Origin of the sequence: Streptomyces sp. NPDC057445 (assembly GCF_042802855.1) — a bacterium.
In the GTDB taxonomy this organism is placed as follows: Bacteria; Actinomycetota; Actinomycetes; order Streptomycetales; family Streptomycetaceae; genus Streptomyces.
On sequence record NZ_JBHVDH010000004.1, the window covers coordinates 241,374 to 263,990 of the forward strand.

Annotated in this window: 20 protein-coding genes; 15 read left to right on the forward strand and 5 right to left on the reverse strand. The window is 69.4% G+C overall.

The features are described from left to right. The first annotated feature begins 68 nt into the window (after positions 1 to 68). The 4 genes from ACFU5O_RS12305 (at position 69) to serA (ending at position 5,527) form a co-directional block, all read left to right on the forward strand. Entirely contained in the window at positions 69 to 1,952 is a 1,884-nt protein-coding gene (locus ACFU5O_RS12305) for an acetolactate synthase large subunit (protein ID WP_384239318.1), read from the forward strand. A gap of 34 nt (positions 1,953 to 1,986) precedes the next feature. Further along, positions 1,987 to 2,511: an acetolactate synthase small subunit gene (ilvN, locus tag ACFU5O_RS12310; protein ID WP_019889675.1), complete on the forward strand. Its 525-nt coding sequence runs from the start codon at positions 1,987 to 1,989 to the stop codon at positions 2,509 to 2,511. A gap of 179 nt (positions 2,512 to 2,690) precedes the next feature. Next, positions 2,691 to 3,692, forward strand: a complete 1,002-nt coding sequence (gene ilvC, locus ACFU5O_RS12315) for a ketol-acid reductoisomerase (protein ID WP_384239320.1) — start codon at positions 2,691 to 2,693, stop codon at positions 3,690 to 3,692. A gap of 233 nt (positions 3,693 to 3,925) precedes the next feature. Then, positions 3,926 to 5,527 (forward strand): phosphoglycerate dehydrogenase, encoded by a 1,602-nt coding sequence (serA, locus tag ACFU5O_RS12320; protein WP_384239322.1) that lies wholly within the window; start codon positions 3,926 to 3,928, stop codon positions 5,525 to 5,527. Between the two features lie 81 nt (positions 5,528 to 5,608). On the opposite strand, the gene ACFU5O_RS12325 is transcribed toward serA, so the two are convergent. Beyond that, entirely contained in the window at positions 5,609 to 7,177 is a 1,569-nt protein-coding gene (locus tag ACFU5O_RS12325) for an MFS transporter (RefSeq protein ID WP_384239324.1), read from the reverse strand. A 95-nt stretch (positions 7,178 to 7,272) separates the two neighbouring features. Between ACFU5O_RS12325 and ACFU5O_RS12330 the strand changes: the two genes are divergently transcribed. Next, the gene (locus tag ACFU5O_RS12330) at positions 7,273 to 7,860 is read left to right on the forward strand and encodes a TetR/AcrR family transcriptional regulator (protein WP_384239326.1); all 588 of its coding nucleotides are present in this window, start codon (positions 7,273 to 7,275) and stop codon (positions 7,858 to 7,860) included. A gap of 15 nt (positions 7,861 to 7,875) precedes the next feature. Here ACFU5O_RS12330 and ACFU5O_RS12335 read toward each other — a convergent pair whose 3' ends face one another. Next, complete coding sequence (locus ACFU5O_RS12335) at positions 7,876 to 9,039, reverse strand: PucR family transcriptional regulator (protein WP_384239328.1); 1,164 nt, start codon at positions 9,037 to 9,039, stop codon at positions 7,876 to 7,878. Positions 9,040 to 9,223: 184 nt separating this feature from the next. Between ACFU5O_RS12335 and ACFU5O_RS12340 the strand changes: the two genes are divergently transcribed. The 6 genes from ACFU5O_RS12340 to ACFU5O_RS12365 all read left to right on the forward strand — a co-directional run bounded on the left by ACFU5O_RS12340 (position 9,224) and on the right by ACFU5O_RS12365 (position 14,142). Beyond that, positions 9,224 to 10,150, forward strand: a complete 927-nt coding sequence (locus tag ACFU5O_RS12340) for a proline dehydrogenase family protein (RefSeq protein ID WP_384239330.1) — start codon at positions 9,224 to 9,226, stop codon at positions 10,148 to 10,150. A 57-nt stretch (positions 10,151 to 10,207) separates the two neighbouring features. Beyond that, positions 10,208 to 11,839: an L-glutamate gamma-semialdehyde dehydrogenase gene (pruA, locus tag ACFU5O_RS12345; RefSeq protein WP_384239332.1), complete on the forward strand. Its 1,632-nt coding sequence runs from the start codon at positions 10,208 to 10,210 to the stop codon at positions 11,837 to 11,839. A 149-nt stretch (positions 11,840 to 11,988) separates the two neighbouring features. Next, positions 11,989 to 12,225, forward strand: coding sequence for a hypothetical protein (locus tag ACFU5O_RS12350; RefSeq protein WP_384239334.1), 237 nt, complete (start codon positions 11,989 to 11,991; stop codon positions 12,223 to 12,225). A gap of 332 nt (positions 12,226 to 12,557) precedes the next feature. Next, on the forward strand, positions 12,558 to 12,956 hold the full coding sequence (locus ACFU5O_RS12355; RefSeq protein WP_384239336.1) for a hypothetical protein: 399 nt from the start codon (positions 12,558 to 12,560) through the stop codon (positions 12,954 to 12,956). Positions 12,957 to 13,134: 178 nt separating this feature from the next. Continuing rightward, positions 13,135 to 13,680, forward strand: a complete 546-nt coding sequence (locus ACFU5O_RS12360; RefSeq protein ID WP_384239338.1) for an aminoglycoside 2'-N-acetyltransferase — start codon at positions 13,135 to 13,137, stop codon at positions 13,678 to 13,680. Positions 13,681 to 14,010: 330 nt separating this feature from the next. Then, on the forward strand, positions 14,011 to 14,142 hold the full coding sequence (locus ACFU5O_RS12365) for a hypothetical protein (protein WP_384239340.1): 132 nt from the start codon (positions 14,011 to 14,013) through the stop codon (positions 14,140 to 14,142). On the opposite strand, the gene ACFU5O_RS12370 is transcribed toward ACFU5O_RS12365, so the two are convergent. Beyond that, positions 14,139 to 15,734 carry a purple acid phosphatase family protein gene (locus ACFU5O_RS12370; RefSeq protein ID WP_384239342.1) on the reverse strand — a complete coding sequence of 532 codons (1,596 nt, stop codon included), beginning with the start codon at positions 15,732 to 15,734 and terminating at the stop codon, positions 14,139 to 14,141. The two genes, ACFU5O_RS12365 and ACFU5O_RS12370, sit on opposite strands and share 4 nt — an antisense overlap. Before the next feature lie 145 nt (positions 15,735 to 15,879). Between ACFU5O_RS12370 and ACFU5O_RS12375 the strand changes: the two genes are divergently transcribed. Next, the gene (locus ACFU5O_RS12375; protein WP_384239344.1) at positions 15,880 to 16,920 is read left to right on the forward strand and encodes a 3-isopropylmalate dehydrogenase; all 1,041 of its coding nucleotides are present in this window, start codon (positions 15,880 to 15,882) and stop codon (positions 16,918 to 16,920) included. A 269-nt stretch (positions 16,921 to 17,189) separates the two neighbouring features. Further along, positions 17,190 to 18,278 (forward strand): branched-chain amino acid aminotransferase, encoded by a 1,089-nt coding sequence (locus ACFU5O_RS12380; RefSeq protein ID WP_384239346.1) that lies wholly within the window; start codon positions 17,190 to 17,192, stop codon positions 18,276 to 18,278. Positions 18,279 to 18,358: 80 nt separating this feature from the next. Here the strand turns inward: ACFU5O_RS12380 and ACFU5O_RS12385 are convergent, their stop codons facing one another. Beyond that, a complete protein-coding gene (locus ACFU5O_RS12385) occupies positions 18,359 to 18,499 on the reverse strand; it encodes a hypothetical protein (RefSeq protein WP_384239347.1) in 141 nt (46 codons plus the stop codon). Positions 18,500 to 18,531: 32 nt separating this feature from the next. Further along, the gene (locus ACFU5O_RS12390; RefSeq protein ID WP_384239349.1) at positions 18,532 to 19,959 is read right to left on the reverse strand and encodes a cytosine permease; all 1,428 of its coding nucleotides are present in this window, start codon (positions 19,957 to 19,959) and stop codon (positions 18,532 to 18,534) included. Positions 19,960 to 20,131: 172 nt separating this feature from the next. Here ACFU5O_RS12390 and ureA point away from each other — a divergent pair, with 172 nt between their 5' ends. Both ureA and ACFU5O_RS12400 read left to right on the forward strand, forming a co-directional pair. After that, complete coding sequence (gene ureA, locus ACFU5O_RS12395; protein ID WP_384239350.1) at positions 20,132 to 20,908, forward strand: urease subunit gamma; 777 nt, start codon at positions 20,132 to 20,134, stop codon at positions 20,906 to 20,908. Between the two features lie 5 nt (positions 20,909 to 20,913). Beyond that, positions 20,914 to 22,596 carry an urease subunit alpha gene (locus ACFU5O_RS12400; RefSeq protein ID WP_384239678.1) on the forward strand — a complete coding sequence of 561 codons (1,683 nt, stop codon included), beginning with the start codon at positions 20,914 to 20,916 and terminating at the stop codon, positions 22,594 to 22,596. The last annotated feature ends 21 nt before the right edge of the window (positions 22,597 to 22,617 follow it).

Below are 22,617 nucleotides of genomic sequence, written 5' to 3' on the forward strand. Positions count from 1 at the left end.
TTTGTTGCACCGGCACCGTGCCAAACCACCGCAAAATCCCCGCTAGAACCCTCAGCTTCGAGAAGAGAATGCCGATGACCGACCAGGCCACCGGGGCCCATCCGCAGCCGCGGGCCCGTACCGGCGGACAGACCTCCGCCACCGTTGAGCACGTCACGGGCGCGCAGTCCCTCATCCGTTCTCTCGAGGAGGTCGGGGCCGAGACGGTGTTCGGCATCCCCGGCGGTGCCATCCTCCCGGCGTACGACCCGCTGATGGACTCCTCCCGGGTCCGCCACATCCTGGTTCGCCACGAGCAGGGTGCGGGTCACGCCGCCACGGGGTACGCCCAGGCCACCGGCAAGGTCGGCGTGTGCATGGCCACCTCAGGGCCGGGTGCGACCAACCTGGTCACGCCGATCGCCGACGCGCACATGGACTCCGTCCCGCTGGTGGCGATCACCGGTCAGGTGGCGAGCAGGGCCATCGGGACGGACGCCTTCCAGGAGGCGGACATCTGCGGCATCACGATGCCGATCACCAAGCACAACTTCCTGGTCACCAAGGCCGAGGACATCCCGAAGACGATCGCAGAGGCCTTCCACATCGCCTCCACCGGCCGTCCGGGGCCCGTCCTGGTCGACATCGCCAAGGACGCACTCCAGGCGCAGACCACCTTCAGCTGGCCGCCGCACACCGAACTGCCCGGCTACCGGCCGGTCACCAAGCCGCACGCCAAGCAGATCCGCGAGGCCGCGAAGCTGATCACGCAGGCCAAGCGGCCCATCCTGTACGTCGGTGGCGGTGTCCTCAAGGCCAATGCCACCGCCGAGCTGAAGGTCCTCGCAGAGCTCACCAACGCCCCCGTCACCACCACCCTGATGGCGCTGGGCGCCTTCCCCGACAGCCACCCGCTGCACGTGGGAATGCCGGGCATGCACGGTGCGGTCACCGCCGTCACCGCGCTGCAGAAGGCCGACCTGATCGTCGCCCTCGGCGCCCGTTTCGACGACCGCGTCACCGGAAAGCTGGACAGCTTCGCCCCGTACGCCAAGATCGTCCACGCCGACATCGACCCGGCCGAGATCGGCAAGAACCGCGCCGCCGACGTCCCGATCGTCGGTGACGCCCGCGAGGTCATCGCCGACCTCGTCCAGGCCGTCCAGGCCGAGCACAGCGAGGGCAACACCGGCGACTACAGCGCCTGGTGGCAGGATCTCAACCGCTGGCGCGAGACCTACCCCCTCGGCTACGAGACGCCGGACGACGGCAGCCTCGCCCCGCAGCAGGTCATCCAGCGGATCGGCCAGCTCGCCCCGGAGGGCACCATCTTCGCGGCCGGTGTCGGCCAGCACCAGATGTGGGCGGCCCACTTCATCGACTACGAGAAGCCGTCCACCTGGCTGAACTCCGGTGGCGCCGGAACCATGGGCTACGCCGTCCCTGCCGCCATGGGCGCCAAGGCGGGTATGCCGGACCGTGCCGTCTGGGCGATCGACGGCGACGGCTGCTTCCAGATGACCAACCAGGAGCTGGTCACCTGCGCGCTGAACGGCATCCCGATCAAGGTCGCGATCATCAACAACGGTGCGCTGGGCATGGTGCGCCAGTGGCAGACGCTCTTCTACAACGAGCGCTACTCCAGCACCGTCCTGCACGCCGAAGAGACCGGGCACCACACCGCAGGCTCCCAGCTCGGAGCGTCCACCTCGCCCCGCAAGGGCACCCGGGTCCCGGACTTCGTCAAGCTGTCGGAGGCCATGGGCTGTGTCGCCCTGCGCTGTGAGGACCCCGCCGATCTGGACAAGGTCATCGCCGAGGCCAACGCGATCAACGACCGCCCCGTCGTGATCGACTTCATCGTCCACGAGGACGCCATGGTGTGGCCGATGGTCGCCGCCGGCACGTCCAACGACGAGGTCATGGCCGCGCGCGGCGTCCGCCCCGACTTCGGCGACAGCGAAGACGACTGAGGCCGAGCGAGACTAGAGAGAGACGTAACGAATCATGTCCAAGCACACGCTCTCCGTCCTGGTGGAGAACACCCCGGGCATCCTGGCCAGGATCGCCGCGCTGTTCTCCCGCCGAGGCTTCAACATCGACTCGCTCGCCGTCGGTGTCACCGAGCACCCCGACATCTCCCGCATCACGATCGTGGTCAATGTCGAGGACCTGCCCCTGGAGCAGGTGACCAAGCAGCTCAACAAGCTGGTCAACGTCCTGAAGATCGTCGAACTCGAGCCCAGCGCCGCGATCCAGCGCGAGCTCGTCCTGGTGAAGGTCCGCGCCGACAACGAGACCCGCTCCCAGATCGTCGAGATCGTCCAGCTGTTCCGCGCCAAGACCGTGGACGTCTCGCCCGAGGCCGTCACCATCGAGGCCACCGGATCGAGTGACAAGCTCGACGCCATGCTGAAGATGCTGGAGCAGTTCGGCATCAAGGAGCTCGTCCAGTCCGGCACGATCGCCATAGGGCGCGGCGCCCGGTCCATCACGGACCGCAGCCTGCGGGCCCTGGACCGCAGCGCATAGCTCCGGCACCGGTCCGGCACCGCCCGGACACCCGGTGACATGTGCTCGCAGAGCTGTGACATGTGCTCGCAGAGCGCTGTGACATGTGCTCGCAGAGCGAGACCGTAAAGCCCTCTCGTCCCTCCCCGCCGTACGGTGGGACGCAAAGCCAGCAAGACCAGTCAACAAGGAGAAACCCAGTGGCCGAGCTGTTCTACGACGACGACGCCGACCTGTCCATCATCCAGGGCCGCAAGGTCGCGGTCATCGGCTACGGCAGCCAGGGTCACGCCCACGCGCTGTCGCTCCGCGACTCTGGTGTGGACGTCCGCGTCGGTCTGCACGAGGGGTCCAAGTCCAAGGCCAAGGCCGAGGAGCAGGGCCTGCGCGTGGTGACGCCGTCGGAGGCCGCCGCCGAGGCCGACGTCATCATGATCCTGGTCCCGGACCCGATCCAGGCCCAGGTGTACGAGGAGTCCATCAAGGACAACCTGAAGGACGGCGACGCCCTCTTCTTCGGCCACGGCCTCAACATCCGGTACGGCTTCATCAAGCCCCCGGCCGGCGTGGACGTGGCGCTCGTGGCTCCCAAGGGCCCGGGCCACCTGGTCCGCCGCCAGTACGAGGAGGGCCGTGGCGTTCCGTGCATCGCCGGTGTCGAGCAGGACGCCACCGGCAACGCGTTCGCCCTGGCGCTCTCCTACGCCAAGGGCATCGGCGGCACCCGCGCGGGCGTCATCAAGACGACCTTCACCGAGGAGACCGAGACCGACCTGTTCGGTGAGCAGGCCGTTCTCTGCGGTGGCACCGCCGCGCTGGTCAAGGCGGGCTTCGAGACCCTGGTCGAGGCCGGCTACCAGCCGGAGATCGCGTACTTCGAGTGCCTCCACGAGCTCAAGCTGATCGTGGACCTCATGTACGAGGGCGGCCTGGAGAAGATGCGCTGGTCGGTCTCCGAGACCGCCGAGTGGGGCGACTACATCACCGGCCCGCGCATCATCAACGACCAGACCAAGGCCGAGATGAAGAAGGTCCTCGCCGAGATCCAGGACGGCACGTTCGCCAAGAACTGGATGGACGAGTACCACGGCGGTCTGAAGAAGTACAACGAGTACAAGACGCAGGACGAGAACCACCTGCTGGAGACCACCGGCAAGGAGCTGCGCAAGCTCATGAGCTGGGTCGACAACGAGGAGGCGTAGGCCTCGGTGCGGCGGGTCCTCCGGGCCCGCCGCACGCCGTTGGACAACCGGTCCAACCACGGACGGGTGATCCTTCCGCCAAGGCGGAAAACCTGCACCCCCGCACCACTAGAGTGGTCAACACATACGCGTCAGGTCAGGCCCACAGCGTCGTGCGTCTTCCACGCGGCTAGCCCCCTCCACAGCCTGCGGCCGTCGGGACGGCCGTCCGCATTGGATCAGTGAGGACTCACGTGAGCACTGCGCCCCGTAAACCCGTTGTACTCATCGCCGAAGAACTGTCGCCAGCGACGGTGGACGCGCTCGGTCCGGATTTCGAGATCCGGCACTGCAACGGCGCGGACCGAGCCGAGCTGCTCCCTGCCATCGCCGATGTGGACGCGATCCTCGTCCGCTCCGCCACCAAGGTCGACGCAGAGGCGATCGCGGTCGCGAAGAAGCTGAGGGTCGTCGCCCGCGCGGGTGTCGGCCTGGACAACGTGGACGTCTCCGCCGCCACCAAGGCCGGCGTGATGGTCGTCAACGCCCCGACGTCCAACATCGTCACCGCTGCCGAGCTCGCCTGCGGTCTGCTCGTCGCCACCGCGCGCAACATCCCGCAGGCCAACACCGCGCTGAAGAACGGCGAGTGGAAGCGCTCCAAGTACACAGGCGTGGAGCTGAGCGAGAAGGTCCTCGGCGTCGTGGGCCTGGGCCGAATCGGCGTCCTGGTCGCCCAGCGGATGTCCGCCTTCGGCATGAAGATCGTCGCGTACGACCCCTACGTACAGCCCGCACGCGCCGCCCAGATGGGTGTCAAGCTGCTGACCCTGGACGAGCTGCTCGAGGTCTCGGACTTCATCACCGTCCACCTCCCGAAGACCCCCGAGACGCTGGGACTCATCGGCGACGAGGCGCTGCACAAGGTCAAGCCGACCGTCCGCGTCGTCAACGCCGCACGTGGCGGGATCGTCGACGAGGAGGCTCTGGCCAGCGCGCTCAAGGAGGGCCGGGTCGCCGGCGCGGGCCTGGACGTGTACGCGAAGGAGCCCTGCACGGACTCCCCGCTCTTCCAGTTCGACCAGGTCGTCTGCACCCCGCACCTGGGCGCGTCCACGGACGAGGCGCAGGAGAAGGCCGGTATCTCGGTGGCCAAGTCGGTGCGCCTCGCCCTTGCCGGTGAGCTCGTGCCGGACGCGGTCAATGTCCAGGGCGGTGTCATCGCAGAGGACGTGCGTCCGGGTCTGCCGCTCGCCGAGAAGCTCGGCCGGATCTTCACCGCGCTGGCGGGCGAGGTCGCGGTCCGTCTCGATGTCGAGGTCTACGGCGAGATCACCCAGCACGATGTGAAGGTGCTCGAACTGTCCGCTCTGAAGGGCGTGTTCGAGGACGTGGTCGACGAGACCGTGTCGTACGTCAACGCACCGCTGTTCGCGCAGGAGCGCGGCGTCGAGGTCCGCCTCACCACCAGCTCGGAGTCCCCGGACCACCGCAATGTGGTGACCGTGCGCGGCACGCTCTCCGACGGCGAGGAGGTCGCGGTCTCCGGCACGCTGGCGGGCCCGAAGCATCTTCAGAAGATCGTTGCCGTCGGTGACTACGACATCGACCTGGCGCTGGCCGATCACATGGTCGTGGCGCGCTACGAGGACCGTCCGGGTGTGGTCGGTACGGTCGGCCGGATCCTCGGCGAGGCCGGGCTGAACATCGCGGGCATGCAGGTCTCGCGCACGGAGGAGGGCGGCGAGGCGCTGGTCGTGCTGACCGTCGACGACACCGTCCCGCAGAACGTGCTGAACGAGATCGCCGAGGAGATCGGTGCGACGTCGGCCCGTTCGGTGAACCTGACCGACTGAGCTCCGTACCGTTGAGCACGCCGAAGGGCCCGGGAGACCGGGCCCTTCGTCATTGCCCTCTTCAGTGTCCACAGGGGCGGATCAGTGAGCGGAGACCGGCTCGGAGGCCGCTTCCTCGTCCGCCTTTCGGGGCGCCTCGGCCGTTCCCGCCGAGCGGAGGATCACGGCGGCGAGCAGCGAGGCGCCGACGAGCAGCGCCGCACCGCCGGCCGAGGCGATCTGCATCCCGTGGACGAAGGCCTCACGGGCGGCCTCCAGCAGGGCGTCCCCCAGCCGTCCTGGGACCTGCCCGGCGACGGCGGTCGCGCCACCGAGTGATTCGCGCGCGGTCTCCAGGGACCCGGCCGGCAGCCCCGTCGGCGCGGCGCCGGCGATGTCGTCGCGGTAGACCGCGGTGCCGAGACTGCCCAGGACGGCCATGCCCAGCGCGCCGCCGAATTCCTGGCCCGTCTCCAGGAGCGAGGCCGCAGAACCGGCCTTCTCGGCCGGGGCCGTGGCCATGGCCAGGTCGGAGACCAGCACCATCACGGTGACCACGCCGCAGCCGATGACGCCCGCGCCGGTCAGCAGGATCCACAGCGAGTCGGTGTCCGTGAGCAGCAGCACCGCGAATCCGGCGGCAGTGACGAGGAATCCGGCCGAGACCACATAGGCGCGGTCGACCTTCTGGGCGACCGCCCCGGCGAGCGGTCCGGCGGCGCCGACGGCGAGCGAGGGGGCGAGGCTCCACAGGGCGGCCTCCATGGTGCCCATGCCGAGCACCGACTGAAGGTACTGGGTGGTGAAGTAGGCGGAGCCCATCATGGTGAAGGCGGCCACAGTGTTGAGTGCGACCCCGGCACCGAAGCCGCGGCCGCTGAACAGGTCCCGGCTGATCATGGCGTCGTCCCGGCTGCGCTGACGCCGTACGAAGAGGAAGCCGACGGCCAGGCCGCCGGTGACGCACAGGGCCCTGGCCGGGCTGTACCCCTCGGCCGCGATCTCCTTGAGCCCGTAGACGACGGGCAGGGCCGCGCCCATCGACAGCGGGACGCTCAGCAGGTCGAAGCGGCCGGGCGCCGGGTCCCTGAACTCCGGTACCAGCGTGGGCGCCAGCACCAGCAGGAGCAGCATCGCGGGCACGTTGACCAGGAACACCGAGCCCCACCAGAAGTGGTTCAGCAGGAAGCCGCCCATCACGGAGCCGAGTGCGATGCCGCCCGCCATCGCGCCTGACCAGATGCCGATCGCCTGGCTGCGCTGTTGGTCGTCGTGGAACATGTTGCGTACCAGCGCCACGGTCGAGGGCATCAGGGTGGCCCCGCCGATGCCCAGCAACGCCCGTGCGGCGATGAGCATTTCGGCGCTCTGCGCGTACGCCGCTCCGACGGAGGCGATTCCGAACGCGGCGGCGCCCAGCAGGAGCAGCCTGCGCCGGCCGATGCGGTCGCCGAGCGAACCCATGGTGATCAGCAGACCGGCCAGGGCGAAGGCGTAGATGTCGAAGATCCACAGCTGCTGGGTGCTGCTCGGGCCGAGCTCCCGGCTGATGGCCGGGATCGCGAAGTAGAGGACGGATACGTCCATCGAGACCAGGAGGAGCGGCAGGAGGAGGACGGCAAAGGCGGTCCATTCCTTACGGCCTGCGCGACGTGCGGAAGCGTTCGTCATGCAGAGCAATGTACGGGCGTATTAAACGTGCGTCTAGTACGACTGTGTAAAACGCCGGTATAGGACGGTTGTATGGCCCGGGGTACGCTGCCGCCATGGGACATCGCGAGGATCTGCTCGAAGGCGCGAAGCGCTGCCTGCTCCACAAGGGCTTCGCGCGCACCACGGCGCGCGACATCGTCAAGGAATCGGGAACGAACCTGGCGTCCATCGGCTACCACTACGGTTCGAAGGACGCGCTGCTCGCTCAGGCCTATGTCGCGCTTGTCGAGGAGATCGGTGACGACTTCACCGTCACGGAGCCGGCCGCCCCCACGTCGCGGCCCGGATCGCTGGAGCGGTTCCAGGAGATCTGGGGAAACGTCATCGGCACCATGCAGGGGCCCGACTCGCTGTGGCGGCTCAGCATGGAGATCGTGGTTCTGGGCGATCAAATGCCCGAGCTGCGCGACCATTTGGCCAAGGCCCAGCGCGAGGGGGCGCGGGGTCTCATCCCGGGGCTCATGGGCGGCGAGGAGAGCGAGGTCAGTGACGAGGACATCGACACGGTCGGCAAGTTCTACATGACCCTGATGATGGGTCTCATCGCCCAGTGGAGTTTCGATCCCGGGACGGCGACGCGGGCCGACGAGCTGACCGAGGGGCTGCGACGCGTCGTCCAGGCCGCCACCGAGACGTCATAGACCCGCCACAGCCTCTTACAGCCGCGCCGCCTTGAGGGCCATGTGGAGCAGCAGACGGTCCTCACCGTCGTCCAGATCGAGTCCGGTCAGCTGCTCGACCCGCGACAGGCGGTAGTAGAGCGTCTGCCGGTGGATGCCGAGGGCCGAGGCCGCACGGCCCGCCTGGCCGGCGCAGTCCAGGAACACCTCTGCCGTACGGGCCAGTTCGGTATGCGCGGGGGCCAGCAGGGGAGCTGCGGCCGGGTCCGGGGACGGGGACTGGGCAAGCGCCGTCAGCAGTCGGTAGGGGCCGATCGAGGACCAGTCGGCAACCGGGCCGAGCCCGGGCGACGCGACTGCGGCACGGGCGGCGGAGGCTGCCTCCCGCCAGGAGGTGTTGAGCTCGGCGATGCCGCGGCGGGGCAGCGCCACACCCGCCGTGCCGCCGAGTCGTGCCGCCGCGGAGTGTGCGGGGCCGAGGGCGTCGGACGAGCGGAGCCGTACGAGCGCGGCGAGTGCGAGCGTCCCCGCGCCCGGCGTGCCGTCCCGGGGCGTTCGACTCGCTTCGGGTCCGCTCCACGGGACCGTGCACAGCGCGGACGTTCCCGGGACCGTATGCGGGGAAGGGGCCTCGGCGGACGGCCACGGGGCCACGCACACCACCGCGTGAAGACCGTCCGCGGCCGGGCCCAGAGCCGTGCGCAGGGCCGCGAGCGCCATGTCGTACTGCCAGCCCCGTTCCGCCGTGAGCACCGCGTGGAACTCCCGCGACAGATCCGACCCCGCCCGCTCCTCGTCCGCGAGCAGTCCGCCGATCCGCTCGGTCACCTCCATGGCCGCGGCCAGCCGGTCATGCGTGGGGCCCGGTTCGGCGTCGAGGAGCCAGACGTAGCCGAGAACCACCCCGTGATGGCGGACCGGCAGACAGATCCGGTGGCGGAAGACCCCGGCCTCCGGGGCCGCCGGGATCCGCACCGGACCCGTGGCGCGGGCGATGCCGAAGCCCTCGAACCAGGCGCGCACCGCCGGTGTGGACTTCCTGGTCAGGATGGAGCGCGTACGCACGGGGTCCATCGCGCTGTCGTCGTCGCTGTCGTGCGCGCCGAAGGCGATCAGCCCGAAGTCCCGGTTCTCCAGCGTGGCGGGGGCGCCCAGCAGCCCGGAGATCTCGTCCACCAGCTCTTGGTAATCGCCCTTCACCCGGACATTCTCGCATCGGAAGGCCCTCTCTTCAGACATATGTATGAAGAGCGGAGTCCGGATGCGTGACAGCTGTCGATGGCCCAGCATCGGAGCGATATTTAGGTTCGGGGTGGTTCTCCGTGCCGTACCCGGGCCGCCCGGTTCCGGCCTCCTTCAACCCCTTGTTCCGTGGAGGTGCCCCGTGCTGGGTCCCGTGATCCTCGCCGCGTCGCGCAGCGACAAGATGCGCCGTCTTGTGTCGGCCGCGCCGGTGACCAAGCCGGTGGTCGACCGGTTCATCCCCGGGGAGACGGTCGAGCAGGTCATCCCGATCGTCGCGGATCTGACCGGCAAGGGGCTCGAGGTCACCCTCGACGTCGTGGGTGAGGACATCACCACCCGCGAGCAGGCGACGGCCGCCCGCGACGCCTATCTGGAGCTGATCGCACGGCTCGAGGACCTCGGTCTCGGGGACAGGGCCGAGATGTCGGTCAAGCTGTCGATGTTCGGCCAGTCCCTCGAGGGCGGCCACGAGCTGGCGCTCGCGAACGTCCGCCGTGTCGTCGAGGCCGCCGCCGCCATCGGCACCACGGTCACCCTGGACGCGGAGGACCACACCACCCTCGACTCGATGTTCGCCATCCACGAGGAACTGCGGAAGGACTTCCCCCGGACCGGCTGTGTGATCCAGGCGTATCTGTTCCGCACCGAGGACGACGCCCGCCGCCTCGCCGCGAGCGGCAGCCGCGTCCGCATCGTGAAGGGCGCCTACAAGGAGCCCGCCTCCGTCGCGTACCAGGACAAGACCGAGACCGACAAGGCGTACGTCCGCATCCTGAAGATCCTGATGGAGGGTGCGGGGTACCCGATGATCGGGTCCCACGATCCGCGGCTCATCGCCGTCGCACAGGAGCTCGCGCGCCGCGCCGGGCGCAAGATGGACGAGTACGAGTTCCAGATGCTGTACGGCATCCGCAGCGACGAGCACCTCCGGCTGGCGGCGGAGGGCCACCGGATGCGCGTCTACACGGCGTACGGCACCGACTGGTACGGCTACTTCATGCGCCGGCTCGCGGAGAAGCCGGCCAACCTGCTGTTCTTCGTACGTTCGATGATCACCAAGAACTGACCCCAGGGCCCCAGGACTGAGCCCTCCCACCCCTCTCAAAAGGAGTCAAAGGAACTCATGGACGCTGTGACCCAGGTCCCCACGCCCGTCAACGAGCCGGTGCAGGGCTACGCCCCCGGTTCGGCCGAGCGCGCCCGCCTCGAGGCCAAGCTCAAGGAGCTGGCCGAGAACCCCGTCGACCTCCCGATGACCATCAACGGTGTGAAGCGCATGGGCGGCGGCGAGCGCGTCGACGTCGTACAGCCGCACAACCACCGGGCCGTCATCGGCACCTTCGCCGGTGCCACCCAGCAGGACGCGCAGGACGCGATCGACGCCGCGCTCGCCGCCGCCCCGGCCTGGCGCGCGATGTCCTTCGACGACCGCGCCGCGATCATCCTGCGCGCCGCCGAGCTGCTGGCCGGCCCCTGGCGCGAGACGCTGGCCGCCTCGACCATGCTGGGCCAGTCGAAGAGCGCGCAGCAGGCCGAGATCGACACCCCGTGCGAGCTCGTCGACTTCTGGCGCTTCAATGTCGCCTATGCCCGCCAGATCCTGGCCGAGCAGCCGCCGGCCAACTCCCCGGGTGTGTGGAACCGGCTGGACCACCGTCCGCTGGAGGGCTTCGTCTACGCGATCACGCCGTTCAACTTCACCGCGATCGCCGGCAACCTGCCGACCGCCCCCGCCCTCATGGGCAACGTGGTGGTCTGGAAGCCGTCCCCCACGCAGACCCACGCCGCCGTCCTGCTCATGCAGCTGCTGGAGGAGGCCGGTCTGCCCAAGGGCGTGATCAACCTGGTGACCGGTGACGGCATCGCCGTCTCCGAGGTCGCGCTGAACCACCCCGACCTGGCCGGTATCCACTTCACCGGCTCGACCAAGACCTTCCAGCACCTGTGGAAGACGGTCGGCAACAACATCGAGAAGTACCGCTCCTACCCGCGCATCGTCGGTGAGACGGGCGGCAAGGACTTCGTCGTCGCCCACCCGAGCGCCGACCGCGCGATCCTGAAGACCGCGCTCACCCGTGGCTCCTTCGAGTTCCAGGGCCAGAAGTGCTCCGCGTCCTCGCGTGCCTACATCCCGGCCTCCATCTGGAACTCGGGGCTCAAGGAGGAGTTCGCCGCCGAGGTCGACGGCATCAGGATGGGTGACGTCACCGACCTGACGAACTTCATCGGTGCGGTCATCGACGAGCGTGCCTTCGCCAAGAACAAGGCCGCGATCGACCGTGCGAAGGAGGACCCGACCTGCACGATCGTCGCGGGCGGTACGTACGACGACTCGGTCGGCTATTTCGTCCGGCCCACCGTCATCGAGTGCACCGACCCGGAGAACGAGGTCTTCACGACCGAGTACTTCGGCCCGATCCTCGCCGTCCACGTCTACGAGGACGACCGGTACGACGAGATGCTGGCGCAGATGGAGTCGGTGTCCGCGTACGCGCTGACCGGCTCGATCATCGCCGGTGACCGTGCGGCAGCGGCCGACGCGATGGAGAAGCTCCGCTACGCCGCGGGCAACTTCTACATCAACGACAAGTCGACCGGTGCCGTCGTCGGCCAGCAGCCGTTCGGCGGCGGGCGCGCCTCCGGTACGAACGACAAGGCCGGCGCCCCGCAGAACCTGATGCGCTGGACGCTGACCCGCGCGATCAAGGAGACGCTGGTCCCGCCGACGGACTACGGCTACCCGCACATGGGCTGACGCCCGCAGCGGGCCCGAGCGGCCCGTCCCGTGAACCCCGCCCCCCGCCGGTACCCCCAATTCCGGCCGGGGGCGGCTCACGTTCGGCGGGCGCGGCCGCCCAGGCATACGCTGCTGGGGAAGGGGGGCCCGCGCCGAGGAGGAGCAACATGCCTGGTTCCACGACTCTCGGCCCCGGCCACGGGGTCGACTCGATCGAGCACACCGATGCGCGGCGGCTGGCCTCCGTGATGAAGGAGATGCACCGCCTGCTGACCGAGAGCGGCCCGAACCGGATCACGGACCCGCAGGTCGCGGCGTTGTGCGGGGGCGAGGCGCACCGCCGCGAGGAGTTCACCGAGTGGGTGGGACGACTGGCCGGGCAGCTCGAGAAGGCCACCGCTTAGGGTCTTTCGTTCGGATCAGGCCGGATCGGTGCGCCAGGGCACGCGAGCCCGGCAAGATCCGAACGAGAGGCCCTGGCGGCGTAGGAACACAGGGTGCTCCTGGCCGCGCGGCCGGGGGCACCACCGTGTTCCGCGGCGATGAACCGGCCGAACGGCGTCAGCGCGGCGTGAGCGTCCTGCTCGGACGTCAGGAGAGAGGCTCGTACGCGCCCCGACCGTGAGCAGCTGGACCCGGCCCCATGACCGACCTGACTCTTCAATGTGGGTTTGACGGTTGGCGCGGATTGAGGGCGAGTCAGTTTGCCGCGGCGGAGGGCGGTTACCCGGGCAGCATGACGGAGACCACGAAGAACACCAGCCAGGCACGTACGACAGCCAAGAAGCAGACCCAGAGCGCTCAGGGCGCCGCGAAGAAGGCCGCCGGGGGTGCCGCGACGACCGCGCGGGACTCGGCCCGCGACACTGCCGAGTCCGCCCGCGACGTCGGCAGCGCTACCGCCGAAAAGGCCATGTCCGCGGCGCGGGCGGTCCAGCGGACGGCCACCTCGGCCGCCGGCCAGGCCGTTGGGGCGGCAACCGTCGTGTGGACGATGGTCAAGGCCCGCAAGGCCGTTGTCGCGGGCGCCGGAGTGGGGGTCGCCACTGCGGTGGCCGGTTCCTACACCCTCGGCCGCCGCGCCGGCCTTCAGCAGCGCGGCCCGCTGTCCCGCCTCAGCGGTGGGCGCCTCTGACGCGCCCGGCGCGGCGGTGGCCGGCGGCCGGCGCCGTTCCGCGCGTTCCGCGGACGACGCCACGTGGCTTGGGAGCGCGAAGGCGGTTCATGGTCCCGGCTCACCTTCCACGGCGGTTTCGCGTCAGGGCCGCCCGCTCGCGTGCCGTCCGGGCGGGCGGCCCTGCGAGAGTGGGCGGATGAGGGAGTTGCTGCGCACGGCGCACACCCACCAGCTGTCCGAGGCCGGGCTCGCCGACATCAGGAACATGCTCGACGCCGCCTTCTGCGGTGACTTCAGTGACGAGGACTGGACCCACGGACTCGGCGGCATCCATGCATTCGTCCGCGACCGGCGCGGCCCGGCCGCCCACGGCAGTGTGATCATGCGCCGTGTGCTGCACGCGGGCCGCTCGTACCGCGTCGGCCATGTCGAAGCGGTCGCGGTCCGCGCCGACCGCAGGCGCGAGGGCCTGGGCGGCCGGGTGATGCTGGCGCTGGAGACGGTGATCGACCAGGCGTACGACTTCGGCACGCTGTCCGCGTCCGACGAGGGAGCCGGGCTGTACCGCTCCCGCGGCTGGCGGCTGTGGGAAGGCAGGATCGAGGCGCTCGGCCCTGCGGGTCCCGTTCGCCTCCCGGGCGAGGAGGATTCCACATACCTCCGCCCGGCCGCCGGCCGTGAGCTCCCCGACCACGGCGCGGGCGCGCTGCTCTTCGACTGGCGCGACGGGGATCTGCTCTGAGGGACCTTTCCTTACGACCCGGTCCTCTCGGTCCCCTCGCCACGGGCGCTCGCCGTGCACGTTCCCAGGAGAGCCCGGAACTCTCTCACCAGCACCGCTTCAAGATCGCGTCTCAGATAGTAGGAAGTCCGACTAATTGTAGAGACAGAGCGGCCCGGCTCCCTTACGTTTGTAGAAGCCGAACGTCTCGCTAGATCCAGCGAATGGCGGTCGTGAGCCGGTGCCTCCAGGCAGGCAACCCCTGCGGCCCGCTCCCCGCCCCTTCCGGCCCCTCGCAGATACGTCATGCGGCCGCGCCGCGTGGCACCTCATCTCAAGGAGTCGACCATCATGTCCGAGACGATCCTCCGCCGCCGCGTCCGCCACACGCCCCGCGGTAGCGAGTCCGACCGAAAGAACGCCGCCGCCGCCCTGCAGCGAGCCCTCGACCGCAGGGACAACGGCGGCGAGACGGGCCACTAGGCAGAGCGTTTGACCTCGAAGTAGTCGATGCGCTCGCCGCTCTCGGCGAGCGCGGAGACCTTGAGCCTCGGAGCCGTGCCGGTCTCCGCCTCCACAGCGAGGAAGGAGAAACCGGTGTACCGGACGCGTGACCATTCGACCGCGTCCGGGTCGGGCAGCCGCAGCTTCGTCCAGTGGAACGTCACGATGTGGTCGTGGTCATGGACGTTGCCCTCGTAGCTGTCCTTCACCCCGGGTCCGAAGCCGTACAGATCGGCACCCGCACCGCCCGCAGTGACATACACGATGCCGTCGCGCGTCGGGTCGGTCGTCGCCCCCACGGGCACGGGCTTGCCGACCTCGCCGCCCTTGATCGCGTCCGTGCGCTCGTAGACGTGGTTGTGCCCGTTGATCACCAGATCCACCTGGTGCTTGGTGAACAGAGGCAGCCACGCGTCGCGCGGACCGCCGTCCGACGCGTGGGTCGATGTCGAGTACATGCAGTGGTGGAAGAAGACGACCACGAAGTCGATCTCCGGTCGCGCCCGCAGTTCGCCGAGCCGCTTGTCCAGCCACGCCGTCTGCGCGCCGTCCGTGTAGCCCTTGTTGGCGGGGATCTCGTACGAGACGTCGTTCGCGTCCAGCGCGACGACACCCACATTGCCGTACACGAACGAGTAGATCCCGGGAGCGTTCCTCGCGTCGGGCCCGTTCCCGGGAAGGGACCAGCGCGCGGACTGGCCGCCGTAGCCGTTCGGGGAGTACCAGGCCTCCATGTCGTGGTTGCCGGTGGTGACCATCCACGGCACCCGTGAGGCGACGCTCTCCGTCTGCGCCAGGAACTGGTCCCACACGCGCGCGTCGTACGTGTCCGACTCCTTGCCCTGTCCGCTGCTGTCGGCGTAGCAGATGTCGCCCGCGTGCAGGTGGAAGGACGGGTTCTGACCGAGGATCAACTGGTCGTTGGCGAGCGCGTCATAGCTCACACCCTGGTCGCCGAAGGCGGTGAAGACGAACTTCTCCGGCGTCGCCGGTGCCGTACGGAACGAACCGATCGTCGACATACGGGAGGCGTCGGCGGGGTCGAAGCCGTCGTGGCCCACGCCGTAGTAGTACGTCGTGCCCGGCTTCAGCCCGTCCAGACCCACGTGCAGGTAGTACTGGTCCACCGCGGGAAGCTTCCGCGACAGCGACGGCGTGTGCAGCGGACGCACCTCGGCCTGGATCTTCCGGCTGAGGTCCCACGGCTTCAGTCCCACCCGCAGATACGGCCGGCGCACCGCGAACGGCACCTGCCAGGAGATCCGCATCTGGGTCTTCGGGTCGGCTCCGAAGGCCAGATGACGTCCGAACGGGGCGACGAGCGAACCGTCGACCTTCGCCGCGGCGGCCGTGGTGACCAGCGTGGGAGCAGTGGTGGCGGCGCCCGCACGGCCGGCGAGCAGCCCGCCGCCGGCAGCGGCGAGACCGCCCGCGAGGCCGCCGGTCAGCGCGCCACGCCGGGAGACCTTGGGGCGGGCATGCCGTGCGCGCAGATACTCGTGCTGCTCGGGCATGCTCATGCCGCGTGCAAGCCGGTCGGGGATCCCGACCCGTGGGGTGTCTTCGGTCATGCGGGGTAACTTGCCAGTAACTTACGACCGTCGACCGGACGCCGGGTGAACGAAGTGCGACGAAATCGCGTGCGGGCCTTCGCAAGCTCGTCCGCATGGTGGACGGTGCGTGTCAGGCGCTGGGACGCGGAGTACGGTTTCCGGTATGTCTCGCAGCATCAATCTCGCAGTGATCCCCGGTGACGGCATCGGTCAGGAGGTCGTGGCCCAGGGCCTCAAGGTCCTCTCGGCCGTCCTCCCTGAGGATGTGAAGCTGGAGACCAAGGAGTACGACCTCGGCGCCAAGCGCTGGCACCGCACCGGCGAGACCCTTCCGGACGCGGAACTCGACTCCCTCAAGAACCACGACGCGATCCTGCTCGGCGCGATCGGCGACCCGTCCGTGCCGTCCGGCGTTCTGGAACGGGGGCTGCTGCTCAAGCTCCGCTTCGCCTTCGACCACTACGTCAACCTGCGTCCGTCGAAGCTCTTCCCGAACACCGCGACCCCGCTCGCCGGCCGCCCGGACATCGACTTCGTCGTCGTCCGCGAAGGCACCGAAGGCCCCTACACCGGCAACGGCGGCTCGCTGCGCACCGGTACGCCCGCCGAGGTCGCGACCGAGGTCAGCGTCAACACGGCGTACGGCGTCGAGCGCGTCGTCCGCGACGCCTACGAGCGGGCCAACTCCCGCCCCCGCAAGAAGCTGACGCTGGTGCACAAGAACAACGTCCTCGTCTACGCGGGCCACCTCTGGAAGGGCATCTTCGACAGGGTCGGCCAGGAGTACCCCGAGGTCACCACCGACTATCTGCACGTCGACGCCGCGACGATCTTCTTCGTCACCCAGCCGGAACGCTTCGACGTGATCGTCACCGACAACCTCTTCGGCGACATCCTCACCGACCTCGCCGCTGCCGTGACCGGCGGCATCGGCCTGGCCGCTTCCGGCAACATCAACCCCACGGGGGACTTCCCGTCCATGTTCGAGCCCGTCCACGGGTCCGCGCCCGACATCGCGGGCCAGGGCAAGGCCGACCCGACGGCCACGATCCTGTCCGTCGCCCTCCTCCTGCGTCACCTCGGCCACGAGACAGAGGCCGCGCGGATCGAGGACGCCGTCGCCGCCGACCTGGCGGAGCGGGACGGCACCGCCCGTACCACCGACGAGATCGGCGACGCGCTCGCCGTACGAGTAGCGGGCTGACCCGTCGACTCTCGAAACCTCGAAGCCGCCGGGCCCACCAACCCGGCGGCTTCTCCTATGCGGCCTCCGGGTGCCACCATCGACCCACGGGCCGCAATCACGCTGTTTCTGCTCCGGTCCCACGCACTGCGATAATCGAGCGTGGGGCCGCGCCTTGCGGGGAAGCCCGGACGTCCTGGTACCGACGTACAGAAGTACTGACGTACCGGCGTTCCGGCAGCAGACGTGAAAGCGGTCCGTCACACACACACGGTGAAGGACACGCAGACATGACGACGACCACGATCGAGCTCAAGCCCTCCTCGAACCCCCTGTCCGCCGCGGAGCGCGAGGCGATCCTGGCCAACCCCGGATTCGGCCGCCACTTCACCGACCACATGGTGACGATCAAGTGGACGGAGGGCCGCGGCTGGCACGACGCCCAGCTCACGCCCTACGCGCCGCTGTCCATCGACCCGGCGAACATGACCCTGCACTACGCGCAGGAGATCTTCGAGGGGCTGAAGGCCTACCGCAGGCCCGACGGCTCGGTCGCGACCTTCCGTCCCGACGCCAACGCCAAGCGCTTCCAGATCTCCGCCCGGCGCCTGGCCATGCCGGAGCTGCCCGTCGAGACCTTCATCGCGGCCTGTGACGCCCTGGTCCAGCAGGACAAGGACTGGGTCCCGGCGCACGGCGGCGAGGCCTCGCTCTATCTGCGCCCGTTCATGATCGCGACCGAGGTCGGTCTCGGTGTGAAGCCGGCCAACGAGTACCTCTTCATCGTCATCGCGTCTCCCGCCGGGCCCTACTTCCCGGGCGGCGTGAAGCCCGTCTCGATCTGGCTCTCCGAGGACTACGTCCGCGCCGTCCCCGGCGGCATCGGCTTCGCCAAGACCGGCGGCAACTACGCCGCGTCCCTGCTCGCCCAGGCCGAAGCGGCCGAGCAGGGGTGCGCCCAGGTCGCCTACCTCGACGCCGTGGAGCACAAGTGGGTCGAGGAGCTGGGCGGCATGAACCTCTACTTCGTGTACGGCAACAAGATCATCACGCCCGAGCTCACCGGCTCGCTGCTCGCGGGTATCACCCGTGATTCGCTGCTCAAGCTCGCCCGTGATCTCGGCTACGAGGCCGAGGAAGGCCGGATCTCCATCGAGGACTGGAAGCGCGACACCGAGAACGGCACGCTCCACGAGGTCTTCGCCTGCGGCACCGCCGCCGTCATCACCCCGATCGGCCAGGTGAAGTCCGCGAGTGCCGAGTGGACGCAGGGCGACGGCGAGCCCGGCAAGGTCACGATGGAGCTGCGCAAGGCGCTGCTGGACATCCAGACCGGCAAGGCCGAGGACGTCCACGGCTGGGTGCACGAACTCGCCTAGGTCCCTGGTCCCTGCCGCCATACGGTGAAGGCCCCCGCGCGCTACACGCAGGCGGGGGCCTTCGCCGTAGTGCCGTACGGTCAGCGTCCCCGCCGGCGCTTGCGCTCGGCGACCTTGGACGAGCCGTCCGGCCCGAAACCGACCAGGACGTCGCCGAAAACGTAGATCAGGCTCGTGAGCCCTCGGACGACCTTGCCCAGGACGAGCGCCGCCTCTTCCATGATTCCTCCCCGATGTGCTCCCCCGACTGCCGTCAGTCCACGGCGGCCATGATCTTACTGGCCGGTTCGGTGACGGGTGCTCCCCCAGGTCGTAGGAGCAGCCCCGCGTAGACCACGCCTCCCACCACGCCGGAGAGCACGAAGCTGCAGTCCACACCGCCGGTCAACGTGAGCAGGGGCCCCTCGTAGAACGGCGTCGAGACCGAGAACAGACCCACCGCCGCGCCGGCCACCCAGGCGGCAGTCGCCCGCGGCTCCCAGCCCGCCCGGAACCAGTAGACGCCGCCCCGGGCGCGCCGGTTGTAGACCTGGAGCGCGTCGGCGTCGTACGCCCCGCGGCAGCGCAGATGCCCGATCAGGGTGATCACGGCCCAGGGCGTGCCTATCGCGGTGAGGACGAGCACGAACGAGGTCATCGCCGACCGGGCGCTCCAGGCGAAGTGGCCCAGGAAGACGAACGCGGTGGCGACGACCGCGACGATCACGGTGGCCATCGTGCGACTCGCCCTCGGGACGATCGCGTCCAGGTCGAGGCCCATCGAGTAGAGCATCAGACCGGCGTTTCCGACGGAGCCGGCCGCGGCGGCGAGCAGCAACGGGATCAGATACCAGGCGGGTGCCGCAGCGACCAGCGGATCCGCGTAGTCGAGCGAGGCGCGGGCCGCGAGCGCGGTGAAGGTGCCGAACAGCTGGGGGACCAGGAGACCGGCGAACAGGCCAAGACATGTTGCCCTGAGTACCGTGCGGGGCGCGTGCCGCCGTGGGGAGATGTAGCGGGTGTAGTCGCCGAGCAGGGTGATGAAGGCGATCGGGCCGCTGAGCCCCGCGGCCACCGCCGAGAGCGCCCAGGTCGGCCAGAAGGAGCCCAGCAGATATGGAGTTCCGGGCGGCGCCGTGACGGTCAGGTCGGGGGCGTATGCGGCGAGTCCGACGGCGAGCAGCAGGATCATGCCGAAAGTGAGGATCTTGCTCATCCGCAGCAGCAGCCGGTAGCCGAACACGGCGGCGATCACGGTGAGCACGGCGAGCACGGCGTAGACCAGTGAGTGGGTCACGTCGCCGGCCGGCAGCCCGGCGATCCGGGCGAGGGTGCCGACCATGACGTCGCCGCCTGTCCACAAGGTCAGCGCCGTGTAGCCGAGCGACAGCAGGAGGCCGACGACCGAACCGATGAGCCGTCCGCGCACGCCGAAGAACGCGCCGCTGGACGTGGAGAGGTTGGTCGCCGTGCGCAGGGACACGAGCGCGAGCGGCGCCGTCACGACCACACCGGCGACGGTACCCGCGACCACCGAGGTCACCGCGCCCCACAGGCCGAGACCGAAGGAGACCGGAAGCCAGCCGAAGACGATCACGCCGAGGCAGAGGTTGGAGCCGAGCAGGATCGCCACGAGATCGCGGGGACCACTGGTCCGTTCCACCTCGGGGATGGTGTCGACTCCACGCTGTTCGATCGGCATCGGGCTCTCCCTGCTACGCCGGCGAGTGTTTGAGTGTTGCTCTATATGAGCCGAGTCATGAGCTGCCGTCAATGCTTTCGATAAGGGAAAGCGAGGGTTAGAGTGTCGTTCAATCATCCGGAATCGGACGTGGGGATTCCGGTGTGGGGTATCTACAGGGAGGCGTGGGCACGTGCGACTGACCCCGACCGAGCGTGACCGGCTGCTGCTGTTCGGCGCCGCAGAACTGGCCCGGGCGCGGCGTGCCCGAGGGCTCAGACTCAATGTCCCGGAGGCGACCGCGCTGATCGCCGACACCGTGTGCGAGGCGGCCCGTGACGGTCGCCGGCTCGCCGAGGCCATCGCGGCCGCCCGCGCCGTCCTCGGCCCCGACGACGTTCTCCCCGGCGTCGCCGACGTCGTCACGGAAGTCCACGTCGAGGCCGTCTTCGACGACGGATCCCGCCTTGCGGTCGTCTCCGACCCCATCGGTGGCGGCGGCCTCGGCGACGAAGCGCCCGGCGCCGTGCTGCCGGTGCCCGCGGACCCGGAGGCGGAGCCCGCGATCCGGCTGACCGTGCACAACACCGCGGTCGTCCCCGTCAGCGTCACCTCCCACTTCCACTTCTTCGAGGTCAATCCCCGCCTCGACTTCGACCGGGCGGCGGCCTACGGCATGCGGCTCAGCGTCCCCGCCGGCTCGTCCGTACGCTTCGACCCGGGCGGAGAGGCCGAGGTCGGACTGGTGCCGATCGGTGGCGAGCGCATCGCGATCGGTTTCGCGGGCCTGGTCGACGGCCCGCTGGACGCTCCCGGCGCGCGGACGGAGGCCCTGCGCAGGGCAGTGGCGTGTGGCTACCTCGGCGCCCAGACCGCCGGGTCGACCGAGACCGGGGAGAGCACGCGGACCGGCACCGCGCGGACCGGGACCTCGCGGACCGCACCGCCGGCCACGGAGGAGGACCAGTGACCGGCATGGATCCGCGCGAGTACGCGAGCGTCCACGGCCCACGCGCCGGGGACCGTGTCGTCCTCGGTGACTCCGGACTGGTCGTCCGTGTCGAGTCGGACTCCCAGAAGCCGGGCGACGAATTCCTCGCCGGTTTCGGCAAGACTGCCCGTGACGGACTCCACCTCAAGGCCTCCGCCGTTCGCGACACCTGTGACGTCGTCATCAGCAACGTCCTGGTCATCGACGCCGTTCAGGGCATCCGCAAGGTGTCCGTCGGTATTCGCGAGGGCCGGATCGCCGGTATCGGACGAGCGGGGAACCCGGACACCCTCGACGGCGTGGACGTCGTCGTCGGCACCGGCACGTCCATCGTCTCCGGCGAGGGCCTCATCGCCACCGCCGGCGCCGTCGACACCCACGTACATCTGCTGTCGCCGCGTGTCATGGAAGCCTCCCTCGCATCCGGTGTCACCACGATCATCGGTCAGGAGTTCGGCCCTGTCTGGGGTGTTGGCGTCAACTCGCCATGGGCCCTCAAGCACGCCTTCAACGCGTTCGACGCCTGGCCCGTCAACATCGGCTTCCTCGCCCGCGGTTCGTCGTCCGGCGACGCCCCCCTCGTCGAGGCACTTGCCGAGGGCGGCGCATCCGGCTTCAAGGTCCACGAGGACATGGGCGCGCACACCCGCGCGCTCGACACCGCGCTGCGGGTCGCCGAGGAGTACGACGTCCAGGTCGCCCTGCACAGCGACGGCCTCAACGAGTGCCTCTCCGTCGAGGACACCCTGCGTGTGCTCGACGGCCGCACGATCCACGCCTTCCACATCGAGGGGTGCGGCGGCGGACACGTACCGAACGTGCTCAGGATGGCGGGCGTACCAAACGTCATCGGCTCCTCCACCAATCCGACCCTGCCCTTCGGCAGGGACGCGGTCGCCGAGCACTACGGCATGATCGTCTCCGTCCACGACCTCAAGACCGATCTGCCGGGCGACGCCGCCATGGCCCGCGACCGCATCCGCGCCGGGACGATGGGCGCCGAGGACGTCCTGCACGACCTGGGCGCGATCGGCATCACCTCCTCCGACGCGCAGGGCATGGGCCGCGCCGGTGAGACCGTCCGCCGCACCTTCGCCATGGCCGGGAAGATGAAGGCAGAGCTGGGCCCGATGGAAGGCGACGGCGCGCACGACGACAACGCGCGCGTCCTGCGCTACGTGGCCAAGCTGACGATCAACCCCGCGATCGCCCACGGCCTCGCCCACGAGATCGGTTCCATCGAGACCGGCAAGCTCGCCGACATCGTGCTGTGGAAGCCGCAGTTCTTCGGCGCGAAGCCGCAGCTCGTCCTCAAAGCAGGCTTCCCCGCCTACGGAGTCACCGGCGACCCGAACGCCGCCACCGACACCTGCGAACCCCTTGTCCTCGGACCCCAGTTCGGCGCCCATGGCGCGACTCCCGCGGACATCTCCGTGGCCTTCGTGTCCCGGGCCGCCGCCGCGCTCGGCGACGACAGGATGCCCACGCGGCGCCGCCGGGTCGGGGTACGGGGCACCCGGGGCATCGGCCCGAAGGACCTGCTCCTCAACTCCCGGGTCGGTGATGTGGCCGTGGACCCGCACAGCGGACTGGTCACCCTCGACGGCGATCCGATCCGCTCGGACCCGGTCGAGTCCATGTCCCTGAACCGCCTCTACTTCCTCTGAGGAAGCCGCCCCGACCCCTCA

Excerpts from the sequence above, each read along its gene's own strand:
- ACFU5O_RS12305 (WP_384239318.1), top strand. The coding sequence starts at position 69 with ATGCCGATGACCGACCAGGCCACCGGGGCCCATCCGCAGCCGCGGGCC.
- ilvN (WP_019889675.1), top strand. The coding sequence starts at position 1,987 with ATGTCCAAGCACACGCTCTCCGTCCTGGTGGAGAACACCCCGGGCATC.
- ACFU5O_RS12325 (WP_384239324.1), bottom strand. The coding sequence starts at position 7,177 with ATGACGAACGCTTCCGCACGTCGCGCAGGCCGTAAGGAATGGACCGCC.
- ACFU5O_RS12330 (WP_384239326.1), top strand. The coding sequence starts at position 7,273 with ATGGGACATCGCGAGGATCTGCTCGAAGGCGCGAAGCGCTGCCTGCTC.
- pruA (WP_384239332.1), top strand. The coding sequence starts at position 10,208 with ATGGACGCTGTGACCCAGGTCCCCACGCCCGTCAACGAGCCGGTGCAG.
- ACFU5O_RS12350 (WP_384239334.1), top strand. The coding sequence starts at position 11,989 with ATGCCTGGTTCCACGACTCTCGGCCCCGGCCACGGGGTCGACTCGATC.
- ACFU5O_RS12355 (WP_384239336.1), top strand. The coding sequence starts at position 12,558 with ATGACGGAGACCACGAAGAACACCAGCCAGGCACGTACGACAGCCAAG.
- ACFU5O_RS12360 (WP_384239338.1), top strand. The coding sequence starts at position 13,135 with ATGAGGGAGTTGCTGCGCACGGCGCACACCCACCAGCTGTCCGAGGCC.
- ACFU5O_RS12365 (WP_384239340.1), top strand. The coding sequence starts at position 14,011 with ATGTCCGAGACGATCCTCCGCCGCCGCGTCCGCCACACGCCCCGCGGT.
- ACFU5O_RS12370 (WP_384239342.1), bottom strand. The coding sequence starts at position 15,734 with ATGACCGAAGACACCCCACGGGTCGGGATCCCCGACCGGCTTGCACGC.
- ACFU5O_RS12375 (WP_384239344.1), top strand. The coding sequence starts at position 15,880 with ATGTCTCGCAGCATCAATCTCGCAGTGATCCCCGGTGACGGCATCGGT.
- ACFU5O_RS12380 (WP_384239346.1), top strand. The coding sequence starts at position 17,190 with ATGACGACGACCACGATCGAGCTCAAGCCCTCCTCGAACCCCCTGTCC.
- ACFU5O_RS12385 (WP_384239347.1), bottom strand. The coding sequence starts at position 18,499 with ATGGAAGAGGCGGCGCTCGTCCTGGGCAAGGTCGTCCGAGGGCTCACG.
- ACFU5O_RS12390 (WP_384239349.1), bottom strand. The coding sequence starts at position 19,959 with ATGCCGATCGAACAGCGTGGAGTCGACACCATCCCCGAGGTGGAACGG.
- ACFU5O_RS12400 (WP_384239678.1), top strand. The coding sequence starts at position 20,914 with ATGGATCCGCGCGAGTACGCGAGCGTCCACGGCCCACGCGCCGGGGAC.